Source organism: Chryseobacterium sp. CS3K3.1, assembly GCF_059515165.1.
This window is the reverse complement of record NZ_JCAKRV010000007.1, coordinates 1-16,775: the sequence shown is the minus strand read 5'-3', so window position 1 is coordinate 16,775 and position 16,775 is coordinate 1. Positions and strand designations below refer to the sequence as shown.

Sequence of the window (16,775 nt, the reverse complement as noted above, 5' to 3'; positions counted from 1 at the left end):
TAACTTTTTGAAACATAATAAAGAGTTTATACTTTTTTTGTCCCAATTATTAACGTAAAGATATGGTTTTTGTTGTAATTTCTTTTATGTTAATGTCTATATTAATAAGATTGTAGGAGGGTAGGTAAGTTGAGTTTGTATCTTTCTGTAAGAAAATTTTCCAACACAAATATCTATCGTTAGAGAGATAAAATCATGTAGTGGGTTTTAATGAGATGATTTTTTTATAACAGAAAACTGTAATACGGACGTGGAAATAAAAAAGGGTATCTACAATAATAGATTCCCTTTTAGTGGAGTTGGAGGGATTCGAACCCTCGTCCAAACAAGCAATACATAAGCTTTCTACATGCTTATTCTACCATTGGTTTTCGACTGGAAGCAGAGGATAGACACCCAACGACCAGCTTATCTTCTGAAATTTTCGAGCTTTAGCCAAAGCTTCTAAAGCCTTATTTCTGCATTCCTATATCCCAGGATCAAACGCCGCAGAACAGAGCATTTGTGGAATATCTTGCTTCCCTACTAAAATCTTCGGGAAAACGCTTGATCTACTATACTTCGATATTAAGCTGCAAGAGCGAACTCTTCGTTGCCAGTTAAAATTTTGTAGCAAGGGATTATAGAGATCGCGCTACGGTTCTCTGCATGCTTACTTACCCATTGGTCTTGCTGTCGAAACCAGTCAACCCCATGAATAAAGTGAATGCAAAGATAATGCTTTTTGTTTACATTTCATTAATGTTAGTGGTTTTAATAGAAATTTGGAAACAAAATGAGTATCCTGAAGTTTTAAGAATTGAATATCCGGTTATTGTGGAAAAAATATTATTGTCTGTAAATGACTTTTAATATGGGGTTTGTTAATAAAAATGAGATAGAGTAGTGATTGTTTATTGCAATATATTTTGTGTTCTGATAAAAAATGTCTACTTTTGCAATCCAAAATGAGATGTAAAATATGTTAATAATTCCAGTAAAAGATGGTGAATCCATCGACAGAGCTTTAAAAAAATACAAGAGAAAATTTGATAAAACAGGAACTGTTCGTCAATTAAGATCTAGACAACAGTTTATTAAGCCTTCTGTAACTTTGAGACAAGCTAGACTAAAAGCGGCTTACAAACAAAGAGCGCTTAGCAAAGAAGAGCAGGCTTAAGATTTTTTCTTAACCATATATTAATTCACTTCTTAAATTCTTATATTTGAGGAGTGAATTTTTATTTTTATACCCTATGATGCTGGAAAAGTTTTTAGAATACTTACAATTCGAAAAAAGATATTCTCCTCATACTATCACAAGCTACCAAAAAGACCTTGAAGACTTTTCCCATTTCTTTCTCCGAACAGAATCTTCCGACAATTTAACCAAGGCAGACAAGAAAATCATCCGGAATTTTATTGTCGAACTGAGTGAAAATAACATTTCGAAAAGAAGTATCAACAGAAAATTATCTTCTCTCCGCAGTTTTTATCTTTTTCTTTTAAAAATAGGTGAAATTACAGTTTCTCCCGTTGAAGGAATTTCTTCCCTGAAGTTTTATGCTGAAAAACAGATTCCTATGTCTAAAGAGGAAATGACAGATCTCAATGAAAGAGTTTTTGAACAGGTACATGACGTGCTTGAAAAGTGCATTATGGAGGTTCTTTATCAGACGGGAATGCGTAAAGCGGAACTTTGTGGCCTGATATTTGAGAATGTTGACTTATATGGAAATGAATTAAAAGTAATAGGAAAAGGGAATAAAGAAAGGGTAATTCCCATTTCCAATGAATTGTCTGAACTTCTGAAAAGTTATCTGGAAATAAGAAATCCGCAGACAGAATTTAAATCATATTTTTTCGTCAATAAGAAAGGGAAAAAACTCAATGAAAAATTTGTTTATGTGGTAGTTAATAAGTACCTTAGTCTTGTAACAACGAAAGAAAAAAAAAGTCCTCACATCCTTCGGCATAGCTTTGCTACCCACGTATTGGATAATGGGGCGGAGATCTCCAAAGTGAAAAAAATATTAGGGCATTCCAGCCTTGCCAGTACTCAAGTCTATACGAATGCTAATATTGAACAATTGAAAAAAGTGTTTAATCAGGCTCACCCTCGAGCATCAAAAAAAGAAGAATTATGAAGATTTCAGTACAATCAATTGGTTTAACTCCACACGAACCACTAGAATCACACATCGACAAAAAAGTAAGTAAATTGGATACCTTCTATGACAAAATTCAGGAGTGTAAGGTGTTCTTGAAAGTTGAAAATAATTCGGATAAAGCTAATAAAACTGCCGAGATTATTTTAGCGGTTCCGGGAGACGATATCGTAGTAAAGAAGACCACTACAAGTTTTGAAGAAAGTCTGGACCTTTGCGTTGATACTGCTAAAAAGCTATTAATCAAGAAAAAAGAAATGGCGTAGAAAAAAAAGTTAAAAAAAGTTTATAAAAAATTTGAGAATTCAAAAAATCCGTTCTATATTTGCACTCGCAAAAAAGGAACAGCGATCTTTTGAATTCTTTTTTATATTTGCCTCCATAGCTCAGTTGGCCAGAGCACGTGATTTGTAATCTCGGGGTCGTGGGTTCGAATCCCTCTGGAGGCTCATAAAATATAAACTTTTGGGGAGATTCCAGAGTGGCTAAATGGGACTGACTGTAACTCAGTTGCTTCGGCTTCGTAGGTTCGAATCCTGCTCTCCCCACTTTATATTTTTATAAAAAAAACTTGCAAGATTAAATAAGTTTTCTTAGTTTTGCACAGCGTTTACCAATAGTTTTGGAAACAAAATTGCGGAAGTAGCTCAGTTGGTAGAGCGTCAGCCTTCCAAGCTGAATGTCGCGGGTTCGACCCCCGTCTTCCGCTCAATAAAATCACAACATTAAGAGTGATTTTTTTAACACTGGAATGTGTAGAGTAGAGTTTCTCGATCAGTTTCAGTCCTTTATTAAAATGCCTCCATAGCTCAGTTGGCCAGAGCACGTGATTTGTAATCTCGGGGTCGTGGGTTCGAATCCCTCTGGAGGCTCCATTTTAATATAAAATATCTGGGGAGATTCCAGAGTGGCTAAATGGGACTGACTGTAACTCAGTTGCTTCGGCTTCGTAGGTTCGAATCCTGCTCTCCCCACATTTTATATTATAAAAAACTTGCAAGATTAAATAAGTTTTCTTAGTTTTGCACAGCGTTTACCAATAATTTTGGAAACAAAATTGCGGAAGTAGCTCAGTTGGTAGAGCGTCAGCCTTCCAAGCTGAATGTCGCGGGTTCGACCCCCGTCTTCCGCTCAACGAAAATCACGCTACTTAGTGTGATTTTTTTAGTTGATGCCGACTTAGCTCAGCGGTAGAGTGCTTCCTTGGTAAGGAAGAGGTCACGGGTTCAAGTCCCGTAGTTGGCTCTCGATTTTCCCGAATTTCTTCGGGATTTTTTTATGCCCAAATTTTATTTGAAAAAGAAACAGGTTGTGTACAATGTAGATAGCCAAGAATACAAGATATGGATTAAAAAATTCATGGGTTAAATGTGGTAATACCAGCCGGTATTCCATACTGTATAATTAGAACGCAAAAATGATGAAGATTGTATTTTGGTAAGATTTGAGTACCTAAGCCAATTAGTTCTAAGCCAATCCATATAGGATGGATAATATACGTAAAAATAGCTGATAGTATAATTGATCAGATAACTAAGAAAGCAGTTAGGATAGATGTAGATTTTTATACCTGGAAACATTTACTCCTTTAAGGATTATTCTTAATCAAGGAAAGTATTTACATTTTTCAAACGGTCTGTCATCATTTTAGTTTTATCATTGCCATTAGCATCTACCACTTTCAAATTACCATTATACATTGATGGATTTTCGTGAAAGTTTTTTCTTGCTTCTAAAAACTGTTGTTTATTTTTAGCTTTAACCTCATTATAATATTTTAGAGGTTCTATAATTTCGTCTGATTTTTTAATATCAGTTGCGTAAATTTCTATTGTTTTACTCTTATTGAAAACTTCCAGAACCATTCCTGAGAGTCCTTTGAAACGGAATGGTCCATCCGAAATAGTAATATCGTTTGTAAACCATGCAAAAAAAGTATCTCCAGTATCGGTGATGGTTTTTGCTAATTGACATTTAAAACCTTTGATATGTTTAGTTTGATGCAAAACCTCCCAATTGAGTTTGGGCTCATCAAACGAGAAAATATATTTTCCTACCGGTAGAAATGCATTAATAACCCCGTTGGCTTTATAAATGCTTTCTACGGCTTTAGGATATTTAGGGATATTCCCGTAATTTGTACTGATAGTTTGTGTGGAATTTCCTTTATAGTATGCTTTAGCTTCTGCACTGCAATAAATTGATTCGGTATTATTACATAATAAAGTTGATGAATAAACCTTTACTTTTTCTCTATTCAGGCTATCAGAAATTAATTTTGTCTCATAATTAATCTCCATAACCGCATTATTATTTTGAGCAGAAAATAATAGTGAAGTTAAAATGAGCCCTGATATGTATAGTAATGTGATTTTCATATAATCGTTTGAATTACAAGATAATAATACAAATATTTTTTTATTCTCTATTAGAGGAATCTGCATTTTCTAAAACTTCTTTATTATATAGAATACATACTAAGTGAAAAAGGTTTTTCGCTTCATAAAATTCTTTAATTTTATTCAAACACTTCCAACGAAGCTTCAACTGTTGGGCTTAATATATTGGAGATCGATCCGATTTTTACTTCAGCTTTACAATCACAATCATAAAATTTTCGTTAAATTCGTGTAAAATAAATTTTTGATGAATATTCTTTTACTGGAAGATGATCTCATTCTGTCTGCAGAGTTGTGCAGATTTTTAGAATCAAATAATTTTAATTGTGATAAAATCTATGACGGGGAAACTTTTCTCCGCCAGATAAAAAACAGTAGTTATGATCTGTATTTACTCGATATTAATGTTCCTAAGATAAATGGACTTGATGTCTGCCAGACGATCCGCTCTTTTGACAAAAATACCCCCATCATTATCATCTCTGCTTATGGAGATATCTCTGATAAAAAAGACGCCTTCACCAGACTGGCTGATGATTATCTTGTAAAGCCATTTCAGTTTGAAGAACTTCTGCTAAGAATCAATTCGCTGTTGAGAAGAAAGGCACCTTCTGATAATGCAGATCAGGATATTCTAAGAGTTGACGACCTTATTATCAATAAAACAGAACAGAAGGTCTATCGTGGAGGAAATGAAATAACACTTACATTAAAAGAATTCCAGCTGTTGGTTTATCTTGCGGAAGCGCAGGGAAGAACGGTTTCCAAACAACAGATTACAGAACATGTATGGGAACACAATTTTAATACGAATACCAATACCGTAGAAGTTTATATCAATTTTCTGAGGAAAAAGATTGATAAAGATTTTAAAATAAAACTGATCCACACCCGTTCAGGTTTCGGATACTACCTAAGTCCTTTATAAATGTCTTTAAAAAGAAAGATAGCCCTAACGATCAGTATCGCCTTTTCACTACTTTTTGGGATGGTGATGGCGGTCATTTATTTATCTTTTAATGATTTCAGAAGAGATGAATTTAAAGAAAGATTCAGGCAGAGGCTTGAATTTACTTCCCATTTCATTTCAAAATCCAAAGACTTTGAAGAAGAAGCACCTGTTTTTTTCAATGAAAATTCAGATAATATCCTTTTGAATGAAAAGATTTTAATTTTCAACGAAAAAAAAGAACTCATCTACAGTACGATTAAAGACCGGAATGTCATTTGGGACAGCGCCATGCTTAAAGAGCTGGATAAAAAGAAGATTATCTATACGGAAAAAACCGTCCCGGAAATTTACGCCGCGCTCAGGAATATCAATGGTGAAAATTACTATATCCTTACAAGTGCCTTTGATACAAACGGAAAATCCAAATTAGGTTATCTTAAATATCTTTTGATTACAGCGTATGTGATGAGTACTATGCTTATTGGTTTCTTCAGCTATTATTTTGTGGAAAAGTTCCTCCGTCCTTTGGAAGATCTGAACAAAGAAATTTCTGAAGTTACTGCCCATAAACTTACCACACAGATCCCGGTAGAACAGTCAAATGATGAAGTAAGCGTTCTGGCAAAATCGTTTAATACAATGATTGGAAGGCTGGATGATGTATTTCAGTCCCAAAAAGATTTTACGGCCAGTGCTTCGCATGAGATCAGAACCCCAATAACAAGAATGGCCTTTCAGCTGGAAAACCTGATTAAGTTTGAAGAACATTCTCCGGAAACATTATCATCTTTAAAGCAAATCCAGAGAGATGTATATCAACTGTCCGATCTGACCAACTCGCTTTTATTGCTGACCAAATTTGATAAAGAAAATATTCAGAGTATTTATGAGGAAGTAAGAATTGATGAAGTTATTTTTGAAGCTTTTGAAGCTGTAGAAAAAAGTTATCCACAGCTTAAACTGGATTTTCTGATCAATGAAAATAGCTTTGAAAATGCATTTTTAACCATCAGGGGAATCCAGTCATTATTGGTGATTGTCTTTATCAACCTGTTTAAAAATGCTGCCGTGTATTCGGACAATACAGAGGTGAAGGTCCTGATTACTGAAACCAATGATAATCTTTCTATTGAAGTAATTTCCCATGGTAATACGATTTCTGAAGATGAGCAGGCTAAACTGTTTGAAGCTTTCACGAGAGGAAATAATGCACAGAATATTGCGGGGTCAGGATTAGGTCTTAGAATTGTCAAAAGGATTCTGGAATATCATGATGCAGATATTGTATATTCTTCACCAGCAGATTTCATCAATAAGTTTACCATAAGTTTTAAAAAATAAATGAAAAACAACTGATATAAAACAGTTGTTTTTTTGTTAAACCTGCGATTGGTTTTTTTTAACAAAAATTCAATAATTAGAGAAAAATTCACTTGTTTTATCCGTTGATTTATTGGATAAACGGCCTGCTCAAGCCTATTTTAATATTTTTTTAAGCGTCATTTAAGTTTCTTTTAATCGCATCAAAGCAATTTTGTAATTTAAAAATAAAAATAATGAACAGAATTGCAGTGCTGTGCCTGGCCGTTTCCTCATTCATGGCGGCACAACAGCAGATGTCTCTTTTGGAATGCGAAGAAGCGTTTCAGAAGAACAACCTCCAGCTGCTCGCCGAACAGTACAATATCAATATGGCTGATGCGGATATTCTGCAGGCTAAAATCTGGGAATTACCTCAATTAAGCGGACAGTTCAATGCTTATAATCCGCAGGACAAAAAGTTTTTTGATGTAGGACATTCTAAGGGAGCAGGTATTACTCAATTGATTTATATGGGTGGCAAAAAGAAAAATGAAATTGCTTTTGCCAGGTCCAATAAAGAACTGGCCCAGCTTCAGTTTTCCCAATTGCTGGCAGATTTACGATATCAGCTTCGTTCTGCTTATTTCAATCTTTATTATGAAAAACTAAAACTGGAAAACACCAACAGGCAGCTGGGATATATGAATGATCTCTTAGATGCTTACCGTGTACAGTCTTCCAAAGGAAATGTTTCTCTTAAAGATGCTGTCAGATTACAGAGTATAGTGATCCAACTCAATCATGATAAGCTGGAGATCAACAAAAATATTCTTGATTTTGAACAGAATCTGAAAGTTCTGACAGGAGTTTCAGAAGAAATAGAGCCAACAATATCCGAAACCGAAGCTAAAGAAGCTTTGGCAGCACAGCCTTTCGGTAATGAAGAAGAGTTGAAAGGTAAAGCCCTTGAAAATAATGCAGATTACCGGTATAATCTAAAGCTTATTGATAGCAGTAAGCTGTATGCACAATGGCAGAAATCACTGAATGTCCCTGATGTTACGGTAGGAGCTGCATGGGATCAGGCGGGAGGAACTTTTAATAACGAAGCGAATCTAACCTTGGGAATTCCTTTGCCGCTATGGAAAGCGAATCAGGGAAATGTTGTAAAAGCAAACTATGCGATTCAACAGAACCAGAAAAATGCAGACTTTCAAAAGCTGACTCTGGAAACCAAAGTTCAGTCTGCCTACAAAACCTGGAAAGCACAATATGATCAGCTGCAGGATGTGAAAACGACAGATCTTCAGAATATGGAGCTTGTTTATAACGGAATGCTGAACAATTTCAGAAAGGGAAATGTCAACCTGATTGAATTTACAGACTTTATGGACAGCTACAGGGAAACAGCCCTTCAGATCTACGATATGAAAAATGAGATCATGCAGTCTGCAGAACAGCTTAATCAACTAGTACAAACGAAAATCTTCTATTAAAATCATGAAAACATATATTATTCCCGTATTGATGGTTCTTTCATTAATAGCCTGTTCAAAAAAAGAGGAAGAGAAAAATATTCACACCAAAAAAGGATTTGAACTCAGTAATACGATGCTGAGTTCTATTTCCCTGGCAAAGGTTGAAAAAAGAAATATAGAAGACGAATACAGTTTTTACGGAAAAATCTCCGCAGACAAAAACAGTTATATAGATGTTTATCCATTAGTTGGAGGAAATGTAATGAGCGTCAATGTAGAATTGGGCGACTATGTAAAAAAAGGACAGGTTTTAGCCACCATCAGAAGTACTGAGCTTGCAGAAATTCAGAAGGATGTAAGTGATGCAAAAACAGATCTGGTAGTGGCAAAAAATAACCTTCGTGTCGCGAAAGAACTCTATGAAGGAAAACTGAATACCGAAAGAGATGTACTGGAAGCTAAAAGCCAGTTGCAAAAAGCCGAAGATCAGTTACAGAGAGCTGCAGCAGTAAGTACGGTTTATAATGTAAAAACCGGGAATATATACAGTGTGGTAGCACCTATCAGCGGTTATATTGTTCAGAAAAGTATCAATAAAGATATGCAGCTGAGAAGTGACAGAAGCGATAATATTTTTGATGTGGCCAACACCACCAATGTATGGGCGATTATGAATGTCAATGAATCTGATATTGATAAAATCAGTCTTGGAATGAAAGCTCAGGTATCTACTCTATCTTATCCGGACAAAGTTTTTGACGGAAAAATTGATAAAATTTTCAAAATTATTGACCCGCAGACCAATGCCATGCAGGCAAGAGTCGTATTAGACAATGCCAACGGACTTTTGATCCCAGAGAGTAAAGCCACGATAAAAGTTTCCAGTCTGGAAAGCAACTCTACGCTTACCGTTCCCTCCAAAGCAGTGATTTTTGATGATAATAAAAGCTTCGTAGTGGTTTTTAAATCCAGGACAGATGTGAAGATCAGAGAAATCAAAGTATTAAAGCAGGTGGGTGATGTCACCTATATTGCAGACGGTCTGAAAGAAGGAGAAGAAGTGATTACCAACAACCAGCTGCTGATCTACCGTTCACTGAACAGCTAGTCTTATTAAACCATTAAGAATACTGATATTTTTCTTTAACGGCTTTTTTAGGTCATCAATGTATCTATCATGAATAAATTCATAAAAAATATAATTGCTTTTTCATTAAAAAATAAAGCATTTACCTTTATCTGGGTAGCGATTTTAGCCATCTCCGGCTTTATAAGTTTCAAAAACATGCCTATTGAAGCTTTTCCGGATGTAACCAATACTCAGATTGTCATCATTACCCAATGGAATGGGCGTAGTGCAGAAGAAGTAGAACGTTTTGTTACTACTCCCATTGAATTGGCAATGAGCCCGGTTCAAAAGAAAACAAGTGTGAGAAGTACCACCATGTTTGGGCTTTCTATTGTTAAAATTCTGTTTGACGACGGGGTGGACGATACTTTTGCCAGAAATCAGGTCAATAACCAGTTAAGAACCATTAGCCTTCCTGATGAGGTAGATCCCGAAGTACAGCCACCCTACGGGCCAACCGGTGAAATTTTCAGATATACGCTTGAAAGTAAAACCAAAGATTCCCGGGCGCTGCTTACCCTGCAGAATTGGGTAATAGACCGTGCTTTAAGAGGAGTTCCCGGCGTTGCGGATATCAATGTTTTCGGAGGACAGGATAAAGTTTTTGAACTGAGTATCGATCCGAGAGCTTTGGATAAATACAACCTTACGCCGCTTCAGGTATATGATGCTGTCACCAAAAGTAACCTGAATGTAGGAGGAGATGTCATTGAAAAAAATGGTCAGGCTTATGTGGTAAGAGGTATCGGTTTGGTAAAATCTGTAGCGGATATTGGAAATATTACCATTCAGAATGACAGTGGAAACCCTGTTTTGGTAAAAAATGTAGCAGAAGTTCACGAAAGTTCCATGCCCAGAGTAGGGCAGGCCGCTCTTAATCATCATGACGATACGGTGGAAGGAATTGTTGTGATGAGAAAAGGGGAGAACCCGAGAGAGGTTTTAGTAGGGGTGAAGGCTAAAATTAAAGAGCTTAACGAAAAAGTACTTCCGAAAGATGTTAAAATGGTGACTTTCTACGATCGTGACAATCTGATGGATTTTACCACTCATACCGTAATGCATAACCTTATTGAAGGTATCGTACTGGTAACGGTTATTGTTTTGATCTTTATGGCAGACTGGAGAACCACGCTGATTGTTTCCATCATTATCCCATTATCCTTATTGTTTGCCTTTTTATGTTTAAAACTGGCAGGAATGAGTGCGAACCTGCTTTCTTTGGGAGCAGTAGACTTCGGGATTATCATAGACGGAGCCGTCGTCATGGTGGAAGGCCTTTTCGTAATGCTGGATCATAAAGCGCATAAGTACGGGACGGAGAAGTTTAATAAACTTGCCAAGGGAGGATGGATTAAGCAAACCGGAACAGGACTGGGAAAAGCCATCTTCTTTTCAAAATTAATCATCATTACTTCCTTGATTCCTATTTTCTCATTCCAGAAAGTAGAGGGGAAAATGTTTTCTCCTCTGGCATTTACATTAGGGTTTGCATTAATGGGAGCATTGATATTTACATTAACTCTTGTTCCTGTTCTTTCGCATATCCTTTTAAATAAAAATGTAAGAGAAAAAAACAATCCGTTTGTGAATTTCTGGGACAGAATCGTTTTGAAAGGCTTTAATTTAACGTTCAGGCATAAGAAGATGAGTATGATTGTAGCGATTTCCTTTCTGGCTGTTACTTTGTTTTCGGGGAAATTCCTTGGAACAGAATTCCTACCCCAGTTGAATGAAGGTTCATTGTGGATCACAGCCGAAATGCCGATGAGCTCCTCATTAAAAGAATCTCTGAAAACAGCTGATCTTTTAAAGAAGGACATTATGAGCTTTTCCGAAGTGACAGATGTGCTCGCCCAGACGGGAAGAAGTAATGATGGAACCGATCCCAACGGATTCGGATTTGTACAGTTTGCGGTAAACCTTAAGCCAAGAGAAGAATGGAAGCGTAAGATTACTTATGACGAACTGATCAATGAAATAGACAAAAAACTCAGAAGTTATCAGGGAATTACTTTCAACTACTCCCAGCCTATTTCAGATAACGTAGCAGAGGCAGTGGCCGGTTTTAAAGCTGAAAACGGAATCAAAATCTATGGTGATAACCTGGAAACCCTTGACAAATTAGCCCACGAAGTTTTGCTTAAAATTAAAGACGTACAAGGCGTGAAGGATCCGGGAATTATTAAAAATATCGGCCAGCCGGAAGTAAGCGTGGTTTTGGACAGAGATAAAATGGCCGCTTATGGAGTGATGCCCGCAGATGCGCAGGCTGTGCTGGAGATGGCATTTGGAGGGAAAACTGCCTCTGAAATGTTTGATGGGGAAAGGAAATTCCCGATCCGTCTTCGGTATTCTCAGGAATACAGAACCAATGAAAATGACATTGCTGCTTTGATGGTTCCTACACAGGATGGAGCAAAGATTCCTTTAAAAGAAATAAGCACCATTGTTAAAGATAACGGAGCCGCATTTATTTACAGAGACAATATCAAGCGATACATCGGGGTGAAATTCTCCATCCGTGACCGGGATTTGGGAAGTACGATTGCGGATGCTCAGAAAAAAGTAGAAACGATTGAACTTCCGGACGGTTATTCAATAGGATGGACAGGTCAGTTTGAAAACCAGCAGCGTGCCTCACACAGGCTGGCGCAGGTAGTACCGGTGAGTATTCTGATGATTTTCTTCCTGTTGTTTATTCTGTTCGGCAATATGAAAGATTCTCTTCTGGTATTGGCAAACGTACCTTTTGCTTTGATTGGAGGTATCATCGCTTTGCATGTTACCGGAATCAATTTTGGAATCTCTGCCGGAGTAGGAATGATTGCTCTTCTGGGAATTTGTATCCAGAACGGGGTAATCCTTATTACAGAATTCCACCAGAATGTTAAAGACGGAATGGATATCGATACCGCTATATTAAATGGAGTAAAATCCAGGACGAGACCTGTAATTATGACAGCATTGATGGCTTCCATAGGGCTTATGCCGGCTGCCTTGTCTACAGGAATCGGATCGGAGTCTCAGAAACCTCTTGCAATTGTCATTATCGGAGGACTGATTACAGCTACAGTGCTTACTCTGCTTATTTTCCCGATTATTTTCTGGATCTTCAACAGAACAGGAAAACTGCAATCAATTTAATTTGTTATAATATTTCGCCTTTGGAAATTCCTAAGGCGATTTTTTTTAATTTCTTGTCGTCTGATTTCGAATAAAATAATTAAATTGGGCAATTAGAAAAAAACAAATGATATCTTATAATTAATCCCTCATCTCTATACACAAATGTTAAAACACAAAATGAAACGCTACAAAAAAAGAGTTCTTTTTTTGTTTGGCTTTTTAATCGTCTTGCTTCCCCTGCAACTTGTTTTTAAGGTTAATATTGAAGAAACCTATCCTTCATTTAACTTTCCGGGATTCGCATCCTATCCCATAAAAGATGGAAAATATATTAATTTTACCAAAACCACTTCCCATGTCTTTTTTAAAGACGGGTCAGACAGTATTTTGGTCAATAATGATTATCTGGGAGAAAGTATACCGAGAACCATACAGATTACCCTTATTCAGAATTTGCTTTTTCCAAGGAAATATCCGGTTTTGGACAGCCGGGTGAATTCCCTTCCTCCTTATAAAAAGAAGTTTTACCTGTTGAAAAAATCTATCCTTAACCGGAACATTAAAAAAGTGGATATGGAAGAAAGTAAAAAATTCATTGTAAACAGACTTGAGAAAAGATTTCCCGGTAAAAAAGTCGCCGCTATACAGGTGATCAATGAAACTAAAGATTTTGATATAACCACAAGAAAATTGACCCAGAAATCTGTGTATGATACTGTACTGAGTTATCGTTTTTTAAACTAATAATGATGAATAAATTAAAAGAACTTCCCTTTGTTTCTTACCGTCCCAGCTATGAGTTCCTGGCATTTTACAGAATATTTTTTTCCATGTTCCTGTTATGGTCGGGAGTAGCAGATAACAGCTGGATCCATTCTATTCCTAACAGTGCTATGCTTCCGCCCATCAGCATCCTGTCTTTCACGGATATTGTCCCTTCTGAAGCATTTTTTGTGCTTTGCAGATATATAATCTACGCATGTTTATTGTTGATACTGATAGGATATAAACCTAGAATATTTGCAATATTGTATATGATCCTGTATGTATTGACGAATAATTATGCCTATTCGTTTGGAAAAGTGAATCACGATTTTATTTATACACTTCCGATCATGATAATGGCATTCTCTCCCTGGAACAAAACCTTTAGCTTCTTTCCTGAGCCCGTAAAAGAAACGGATGAGCTGGCAAAATCGTGGCCTCTGTTTATGATAAGTTTGATTTTCAGCTTCGGAATGTTTACTGCCGGGTTTTCTAAAATTCTGGGAGGCTGGCTGAGCACTGATATTCAGTATACTCAAATATTTTTTACGCAATATAGGTTTATTATAGGGTGGAACGATCTGCTTTCGGATTTTTATGAAGGAATTAATTCTAAAATATTCTGGGAAGCCCTGGATTATTTTACTGTTATTTTTGAAATGGTTTTTATTGTAGCGTTCATGTCTCCGAAATTTTTCAGATATATGCTGCTGGTAACTATTTTCTTTCACCTTAATGTATTATTGATGCTGAATATATCTTTTATGAATTCCATAGGACTTTACAGCCTTTTTATTCCGGCATGGCTCCTGCCGTCAGGTTTCAGAAACCGAATCAAGAATGGGATGCTCAGAATATTTAATCCGGAATATAGGAAAGCAGCTATTGCAGTAGTAATTCTATACCTTTTAGTACTGAAAATTTTTAATATTAATACAATGGGATCTGTGATAAACGGTCTCTTCTCCCTTATTGCATTCTGCAAACTTTCCACACCTCTTATTATGCTGGGAAGTGCGTTTTTATTTTCATTGTATTTATTGATTCGGTCATTAAGGAAGACTGATCGGAATAATATTCTGAAATAAACACAGGTAAGAGTGAATGCTGCTTTCTGAAACTTATTTTTTATATTGGGTTTCAGGCTTTTTCATAAAAGGTTTCAGAAAGATTTTTTCAATCCGGAAAAATGTGTAAATTTGCAGTCTCAATACGTTGAAATATAAGGTTTGTCCTTCACTGGATGATAATATTGAAAGTTTTTTTAATAAAAAGTTTTTGGTATTTAAAAATTCATTATATTTGCACACCGAAAATTTGAAAAACAATAAATAAATAATTTTAAATCATGGCAAAGGAAACGTTTAATCGTAACAAACCACACTTGAACATTGGTACTATTGGTCACGTTGACCATGGTAAAACTACACTTACTGCAGCTATCAGTAGTGTATTAGCTAACAAGGGTCTTGCTGAGAAGAAAGATTTCTCTTCTATTGACTCTGCTCCAGAAGAAAAAGAAAGAGGTATCACTATTAATACAGCTCACATCGAGTACGAAACTGAAAACAGACACTATGCACACGTTGACTGTCCAGGTCACGCCGACTATGTTAAAAACATGGTAACTGGTGCTGCTCAGATGGATGGAGCTATCTTAGTATGTGCTGCAACTGATGGACCAATGCCTCAAACTAGAGAGCACATCCTACTTTGCCGTCAGGTAAACGTACCAAGAATCGTTGTTTTCATGAACAAAGTTGACATGGTGGATGATGCTGAGCTTTTAGAGCTTGTTGAACTTGAACTTAGAGATTTATTATCTACTTACGAATATGACGGAGATAACTCTCCAGTAATCCAGGGATCTGCTCTTGGTGCTCTTAACGGAGACGAGAAGTGGGTTAAGACTGTTGAAGAATTAATGGATGCAGTTGATACTTGGATCGAGCAGCCTGTTAGAGATCAGGATAAAGCATTCTTAATGCCAATCGAAGACGTATTCTCTATTACAGGTAGAGGTACTGTAGCAACTGGTAGAATCGAGGCTGGTGTTATCAACACTGGTGATCCAGTTGATATCGTAGGTATGGGTGATGAAAAATTAACTTCTACTATTACAGGGGTTGAGATGTTCAGAAAAATCCTAGACAGAGGTGAAGCTGGTGATAACGTAGGTCTATTGTTGAGAGGTATTGAAAAAACTGACATCAAGAGAGGTATGGTTATCGCTAAGAAAGATTCAGTTAAGCCACACAAGAAATTCAAAGCTGAGGTTTATATCCTTTCTAAAGAAGAAGGTGGACGTCACACTCCATTCCACAACAAGTACCGTCCTCAGTTCTACGTAAGAACTACTGACGTTACAGGTGAGATCTTCTTACCAGAAGGTGTAGAAATGGTAATGCCTGGTGATAACTTAACAATCACTGTTGAATTACTTCAGCCAATCGCTCTTAACGAGGGTCTTAGATTCGCGATCAGAGAAGGTGGTAGAACAGTAGGTGCAGGTCAGGTAACTGAAATCATCGACTAATCCACATCTAAAACAATATAAAAAGCTTCCGTAAGGAACACTCTTTACGGAGCTTTTTTTAACTACGGGCATCGTCCAATGGTAGGATACCGGTCTCCAAAACCGTTGATCAGGGTTCGAATCCTTGTGCCCGTGCAAATATAAATTATGAGTTCATTTGTCGATTTTTTAAAAGGTTCTTATAACGAATTCAGACATAAAGTTGAATGGCCAAAATGGGCTGACCTTCAGTCTTCTACAATTGTAGTTACTATTGCGACAGTTATTCTGGCTTTATTTACCTTTGGAGTTGATGAATTGTTTTCAAAAGCAATCAGCAACATCATAGGAATGCTAATCAACTTGTTCAATTAATAATTAAGTATTTTCCATAATGAGCGAATTGAAATGGTATGTGCTGAAAGCAATCAGCGGACAGGAAAATAAAGTGAAAAACTATATTGAGACAGAAATCAAACGTTTAGGGTTTGAGCAGTACGTTACTCAAGTGGTTATTCCTATGGAAAAGGTAATCCAGATTAGAAACGGTAAAAAAGTTCCTAAAGAGAGACCTTACTATCCTGGCTACTTGATGATTGAAGCTGACCTGATGGGAGAGATTCCTCACGTTATTAAAAATATCCCAGGAGTTATTTCTTTCTTAAGTTTAACAAAAGGGGGTGATCCTGTTCCAATGAGAAAATCAGAGGTAAACAGAATGCTTGGAAGAATGGATGAACTTTCAGAATTTGCAAGCGATGTTGAAATTCCTTATGTAGTAGGTGAAAACGTTAAAGTAATCGACGGACCTTTCAACGGATTCAATGGTACAGTTGAGAAGATTCTTGAAGACAAAAAGAAAATTGAAGTTTCTGTATTGATCTTCGGTAGAAAAACTCCAATGGAACTGAGCTACATGCAAGTAGAAAAAGTATAATACATTACTTATAAAATATAAA

The 16,775-nt window shown here is 36.5% G+C and carries 14 protein-coding genes, 8 tRNA genes and 1 other RNA gene; 21 read left to right on the top strand and 2 right to left on the bottom strand.

Annotated features, from left to right (window positions below; all coding sequences use genetic code 11):
- Positions 1-291: 291 nt before the first annotated feature.
- Positions 292-693: a transfer-messenger RNA gene (ssrA, locus tag AC5YGI_RS08380) on the bottom strand.
- Between the two features lie 268 nt (positions 694-961).
- Here ssrA and rpsU point away from each other — a divergent pair.
- The 10 genes from rpsU to AC5YGI_RS08330 all read left to right on the top strand — a co-directional run bounded on the left by rpsU (position 962) and on the right by AC5YGI_RS08330 (position 3,392).
- Complete coding sequence (gene rpsU, locus AC5YGI_RS08375; protein WP_034693154.1) at positions 962-1,159, top strand: 30S ribosomal protein S21; 198 nt, start codon at positions 962-964, stop codon at positions 1,157-1,159.
- A 79-nt stretch (positions 1,160-1,238) separates the two neighbouring features.
- Positions 1,239-2,126 (top strand): tyrosine-type recombinase/integrase, encoded by an 888-nt coding sequence (locus tag AC5YGI_RS08370; RefSeq protein ID WP_330747690.1) that lies wholly within the window; start codon positions 1,239-1,241, stop codon positions 2,124-2,126.
- Complete coding sequence (locus AC5YGI_RS08365; RefSeq protein WP_002976393.1) at positions 2,123-2,413, top strand: HPF/RaiA family ribosome-associated protein; 291 nt, start codon at positions 2,123-2,125, stop codon at positions 2,411-2,413. Before AC5YGI_RS08370 ends, AC5YGI_RS08365 begins: the two co-directional genes overlap by 4 nt.
- Positions 2,414-2,522: 109 nt before the next feature.
- Positions 2,523-2,596 (top strand) — tRNA-Thr (locus AC5YGI_RS08360).
- Positions 2,597-2,614: 18 nt separating this feature from the next.
- A tRNA-Tyr gene (locus AC5YGI_RS08355) sits at positions 2,615-2,695 on the top strand.
- Between the two features lie 88 nt (positions 2,696-2,783).
- Positions 2,784-2,856 (top strand) — tRNA-Gly (locus AC5YGI_RS08350).
- 89 nt (positions 2,857-2,945) lie between these two features.
- Positions 2,946-3,022, top strand: a tRNA-Thr gene (locus AC5YGI_RS08345).
- Between the two features lie 18 nt (positions 3,023-3,040).
- Positions 3,041-3,121 (top strand) — tRNA-Tyr (locus AC5YGI_RS08340).
- An 85-nt stretch (positions 3,122-3,206) separates the two neighbouring features.
- Positions 3,207-3,279: transfer RNA gene (locus tag AC5YGI_RS08335), tRNA-Gly, on the top strand.
- A 41-nt stretch (positions 3,280-3,320) separates the two neighbouring features.
- A tRNA-Thr gene (locus tag AC5YGI_RS08330) sits at positions 3,321-3,392 on the top strand.
- A gap of 356 nt (positions 3,393-3,748) precedes the next feature.
- Here the strand turns inward: AC5YGI_RS08330 and AC5YGI_RS08325 are convergent.
- Positions 3,749-4,525 (bottom strand): GLPGLI family protein, encoded by a 777-nt coding sequence (locus tag AC5YGI_RS08325; protein ID WP_202841478.1) that lies wholly within the window; start codon positions 4,523-4,525, stop codon positions 3,749-3,751.
- Positions 4,526-4,793: 268 nt separating this feature from the next.
- Between AC5YGI_RS08325 and AC5YGI_RS08320 the strand changes: the two genes are divergently transcribed.
- From AC5YGI_RS08320 to nusG, 11 genes are all read left to right on the top strand, one after another.
- Positions 4,794-5,474 carry a response regulator transcription factor gene (locus tag AC5YGI_RS08320; protein ID WP_110008227.1) on the top strand — a complete coding sequence of 227 codons (681 nt, stop codon included), beginning with the start codon at positions 4,794-4,796 and terminating at the stop codon, positions 5,472-5,474.
- Complete coding sequence (locus AC5YGI_RS08315) at positions 5,475-6,839, top strand: sensor histidine kinase (protein WP_330743555.1); 1,365 nt, start codon at positions 5,475-5,477, stop codon at positions 6,837-6,839.
- 215 nt (positions 6,840-7,054) lie between these two features.
- Positions 7,055-8,296 carry a TolC family protein gene (locus tag AC5YGI_RS08310; RefSeq protein WP_330743553.1) on the top strand — a complete coding sequence of 414 codons (1,242 nt, stop codon included), beginning with the start codon at positions 7,055-7,057 and terminating at the stop codon, positions 8,294-8,296.
- Positions 8,297-8,300: 4 nt separating this feature from the next.
- The gene (locus AC5YGI_RS08305) at positions 8,301-9,386 is read left to right on the top strand and encodes an efflux RND transporter periplasmic adaptor subunit (protein WP_330743552.1); all 1,086 of its coding nucleotides are present in this window, start codon (positions 8,301-8,303) and stop codon (positions 9,384-9,386) included.
- A gap of 69 nt (positions 9,387-9,455) precedes the next feature.
- Positions 9,456-12,554 carry an efflux RND transporter permease subunit gene (locus AC5YGI_RS08300; protein ID WP_330743551.1) on the top strand — a complete coding sequence of 1,033 codons (3,099 nt, stop codon included), beginning with the start codon at positions 9,456-9,458 and terminating at the stop codon, positions 12,552-12,554.
- A gap of 159 nt (positions 12,555-12,713) precedes the next feature.
- Positions 12,714-13,280 (top strand): hypothetical protein, encoded by a 567-nt coding sequence (locus AC5YGI_RS08295; RefSeq protein ID WP_330743549.1) that lies wholly within the window; start codon positions 12,714-12,716, stop codon positions 13,278-13,280.
- Between the two features lie 2 nt (positions 13,281-13,282).
- Positions 13,283-14,389, top strand: coding sequence for an HTTM domain-containing protein (locus AC5YGI_RS08290; RefSeq protein WP_330743546.1), 1,107 nt, complete (start codon positions 13,283-13,285; stop codon positions 14,387-14,389).
- A gap of 260 nt (positions 14,390-14,649) precedes the next feature.
- Entirely contained in the window at positions 14,650-15,837 is a 1,188-nt protein-coding gene (gene tuf, locus AC5YGI_RS08285) for an elongation factor Tu (protein ID WP_110008219.1), read from the top strand.
- A gap of 64 nt (positions 15,838-15,901) precedes the next feature.
- Positions 15,902-15,972: transfer RNA gene (locus tag AC5YGI_RS08280), tRNA-Trp, on the top strand.
- Positions 15,973-15,984: 12 nt separating this feature from the next.
- Positions 15,985-16,191 carry a preprotein translocase subunit SecE gene (gene secE, locus AC5YGI_RS08275; RefSeq protein ID WP_002976410.1) on the top strand — a complete coding sequence of 69 codons (207 nt, stop codon included), beginning with the start codon at positions 15,985-15,987 and terminating at the stop codon, positions 16,189-16,191.
- A 19-nt stretch (positions 16,192-16,210) separates the two neighbouring features.
- The gene (nusG, locus tag AC5YGI_RS08270) at positions 16,211-16,753 is read left to right on the top strand and encodes a transcription termination/antitermination protein NusG (RefSeq protein ID WP_002976412.1); all 543 of its coding nucleotides are present in this window, start codon (positions 16,211-16,213) and stop codon (positions 16,751-16,753) included.
- The last annotated feature ends 22 nt before the right edge of the window (positions 16,754-16,775 follow it).